Raw genomic sequence first — 3767 nt, forward strand, 5'->3', positions numbered from 1 at the left:
AGATGTGTATAGGCGCCAGCCCACAGGTGCATCACTGCGTAGGAGCGCCACGGCCGCCAGCGGGTCGCGGCGTCGGCGTCGGAGCTGCCGAGGGCGGCCAGGGAGCGGCGCAACGCCAGGTCGCCGGGCAGCCACACATCGGGGTCGCCGAGCCCGCGGAGCGCCACCAGCGCGGCGGTCCACGGCCCGATCCCGGGGACGGCGCGCAGCGCGCGGCCGGCCTCCTCGCGGTCGGCGCCGGGGTCGAGCGTCACCGCCCCGGAGGCCAGCGCCCCGGCCAGCGCGTGCACGGTGCGCCGCCGGGCGCCGGTCAGCCCGACGGGGGTGAGGTCGGCGTCGACGAGCGCGGCCGGGCGCGGGAAGGCGTGGGTCAGCGAGCCCACCGGCTCGGGCAGCGGCGTGCCCGCGGCCAGCAGCACCCGGGCGGTGAGCGTGCGGGCGCCGGTGAGCGAGACCTGCTGGCCGAGGACGGCGCGCACGGCGAGCTCGTCGGCGTCGGGGGAGGCGGGCACCCGGCGGCCGGGCGCGGCGGCGACCAGCCCGGCCAGCGCGGGGTCGGCGCCGAGGACGCCGTCGACCGCGGCCGGGTCGGCGTCGAGGTCGAGCATCCGGCGGCAGCGGGCCACCGCCGTCCCCAGGTCGCGCAGCTCGCGGAGCTCCAGCCGGGCGGTCACCGCGGGACCGCCGTCCGGGGCGGGCGAGAGGTGCACCACCCCGGGCCCGTGCGGCAGGTCGAGGACGCGGGAGAAGGTCGTCCCGTCCCACTCCTCCAGGCCGGGGACGGCGTGCACGCCCAGGAACAGCAGCACCTCGGCGGCCTCGTAGGGGGCGCGCGCGGTCAGCCGCAGCGTCAGCCGGCCGGGGATGTCGGCCGGGCCGGCCGGTGCGGTCCGCCGCAACTCCGTCGGGGTGGCGGCGAAGACCTCGCGGACGGTGTCGTTGAACTGCCGGATGCTGGCGAACCCCGCGGCGAAGGCGACGTCGGCCATGGGCAGGTCGGTGGTCTCGATCAGCAGCCGGGCGGTCCGCGCGCGCTGCGCGCGGGCCAGCGCCAGCGGCCCGACGCCGAGCTCGCCGACGAGCAGCCGGTTCAGTTGGCGCTCCGAGTAGCCCAGCCGCGCGGCCAGGCCGGGGACGCCGGAGCGCTCGACCTCGCCGTCGCCGATGAGCCGGACGGCGCGGGCGACGACGTCGGCGCGGGTGTCCCACTCCGGCGACCCGGGGACCGCGTCGGGGCGGCAGCGGCGGCAGGCCCGGTAGCCGGCGCCCTGGGCGGCGGCCGCGGTGGAGAAGAACGTGACGTTGCGGGCCAGTGGTGTGCGCGCCGGGCAGGACGGCCGGCAGTAGATGCCGGTGGTGGCGACGGCGGTGAAGAACCAGCCGTCGAACCGCGCGTCGCGGCTGGCGACCGCGCGGTAGCAGCGCTCGGCGTCCAGCGGCGGTGTCACGCCACGAGCATGACAGCGGCCGGCCCCGGTGACTGGCGGTTTCCGGACGCGGCCGTCAGGGCTCCGCGGGGTGCCCTGCGGGTGAGGCCCACCGTCTCCGGGACCGCCGAGCCGAAGGCCTGCTGCCTGCGGGAAGCCTGGCAGCGGCCCGGACCCCTGTCAGGGTGCCGGGTGAGGGGCAGCTCCTCACCGGCGACCGGGCCGACGCGGGCGGCGGTGGCGGGCACTGGGGCGGGGAGGCCGTGCGGGCCGGTGCCCCCACGTAGGCTGGACGTCCGTGAGTCTCACCATCGGCATCGTCGGGCTGCCCAACGTCGGCAAGTCGACGCTGTTCAACGCGTTGACCAAGAACGACGTCCTGGCGGCGAACTACCCGTTCGCCACCATCGAGCCGAACGTCGGTGTGGTGGGCGTGCCGGATCCGCGGCTGGAGAAGCTGGCGGAGGTGTTCTCCTCGCAGAAGGTCATCCCGGCGACGGTGTCGTTCGTCGACATCGCCGGCATCGTGCGCGGTGCCAGCGAGGGGCAGGGGCTGGGCAACAAGTTCCTGGCGAACATCCGCGAGAGCGACGCGATCTGCCAGGTGATCCGGGTGTTCTCCGACCCGGACGTGGTGCACGTCGAGGGCAAGGTCAGCCCGGCCGACGACATCGAGACGATCAACACCGAGCTCGTCCTGGCCGACATGCAGACGCTGGAGAAGGCGATTCCGCGGCTGGAGAAGGAGGCCCGCAAGGACAAGGAGCGGGCGACCCTGCTGGCCGCTGCCCTGGACGCCCAGAAGGTGCTCGACGAGGGGAAGACCCTCTTCTCCGCCGGGGTCGACCCCGAGCCGCTGCGCGAGCTGACGCTGCTGACCACCAAGCCGTTCCTCTACGTCTTCAACGTCGACGAGGAGGAGCTGGCCAACGAGGAGCTGATCTCCTCCCTGCGGGCCCTGGTCGCGCCGGCCGAGGCGATCCTCATGGACGCCAAGATCGAGGCCGAGCTCGCCGAACTCCCGGAGGAGGAGGCCGCCGAGCTGCTCGCCGGTATCGGCCAGGAGGAGCCCGGTCTGCACCAGCTGGCCCGCGTCGGCTTCGCCACCCTGGGCCTGCAGACCTACCTGACCGCTGGCCCCAAGGAGGCCCGCGCCTGGACCATCCCGGTCGGCGCGACCGCCCCGCAGGCGGCCGGTGTCATCCACACCGACTTCCAGCGCGGCTTCATCAAGGCCGAGATCGTCTCCTTCGACCAGCTCGTCGAGGCCGGCTCCATGGCCGAGGCCAAGGCCCGCGGCTGGGTGCGCATGGAGGGCAAGGACTACGTCATGCAGGACGGCGACGTCGTGGAGTTCCGCTTCAACGTGTGACACGACTCGTTCGCGCTGGTCAGCGGCATGTGAAAGTGCTCGAGTCCGCGCCCAGCCCGCAACTGTCCACAAACAGCTGCTCGGCGGCGGTCCTCTGCGGTGGGCCAGGTAAGCCTGGCGCCCTGCACCTGGCGGGCGACGGTGAGGGTGCGGCGGAGGAAGCCGACGTCAGCGACCCGCACCGCGGCCGTCTCGCCGAGCCGCGGGCCGGCGAAGCCACACAGCCCGACGGAGGCCGGCAGGGGCACACCCGCTGTCAAGACTGATCGGCTGACACCGGCCATGACCCTGACTGCCTGCTCGTCCCCGCCGCGATGGTCGCTCCCCGCGCGTGGCGCTCATCTGCGCAGACGGCGCGCAGGCCCGGCCCACGTCTCGATGAGGGGAGTGCGGGGCCGGACAGCCGTCAGGCCGGCTGCACGGTGCTGCATCGGCCCCCGGGAGGTTCTGTTCAGGGCGCGGGCGTGTACCGGAAGATGTAGAGCCCGAAGTCCCGGTCGGACAGTGCCGCGTACTCCACGTCGTCCTGGAGGAAGGTCTCCACTCCCCAGAAGTTGTTGCCGCTCTCGTCGATGAAGGCGCCGACCTCCTGGATCTCCCCGGTGCCGACCTCGATCACGCGCAGGCCGCCGGAGTAGTACGAGAGGTAGGCCAGGTCCGGGGTCTCCTGCGAGACCGCCACCTCGTGCACCGAGAGGTCACCGAAGCCGCGGGCGAAGCGCGGATCGTGCGCCTCGGGGATGGCGTAGGTGTCCAGCTCGGTCATGTCGGTGGCGTCGAACAGGCGGACGTAGCCCCATCCGTCGAAGTACGACGAAAAGGTCAGCGTGTCCCCGGCCGTGCCGACCGCGATCGGCGCGACCGCCGAACCGTCCCCGGCCAGGCAGGCGGCGTCGTCGTAGGGAGCGTTGAAGATGCCGAAGCCCTGCTCCCGTGGCGCGACGCCGAACGTCGGGATGTTGCCCTCG

3 protein-coding genes are annotated in these 3767 nt (G+C 73.8%); 1 reads left to right on the plus strand and 2 read right to left on the minus strand.

Features of this window, described 5'->3' with window-relative positions; all coding sequences use genetic code 11:
* Positions 1–1448: AlkA N-terminal domain-containing protein (locus CNO22_RS26060; RefSeq protein WP_100502150.1), on the minus strand; the 1448-nt coding region annotated here is incomplete at its 3' end.
* Positions 1449–1725: 277 nt separating this feature from the next.
* Between CNO22_RS26060 and ychF the strand changes: the two genes are divergently transcribed.
* Entirely contained in the window at positions 1726–2799 is a 1074-nt protein-coding gene (gene ychF / locus CNO22_RS26065) for a redox-regulated ATPase YchF (protein WP_100502151.1), read from the plus strand.
* Positions 2800–3250: 451 nt separating this feature from the next.
* On the opposite strand, the gene CNO22_RS26075 is transcribed toward ychF, so the two are convergent.
* A partial coding sequence (locus CNO22_RS26075; protein ID WP_157937139.1) for an LVIVD repeat-containing protein occupies positions 3251–3767 on the minus strand: 517 nt, incomplete at its 5' end.

The sequence above is a fragment of the Geodermatophilus chilensis genome, assembly GCF_002802985.1.
GTDB classification, from domain to species: Bacteria; Actinomycetota; Actinomycetes; order Mycobacteriales; family Geodermatophilaceae; genus Geodermatophilus; species Geodermatophilus chilensis.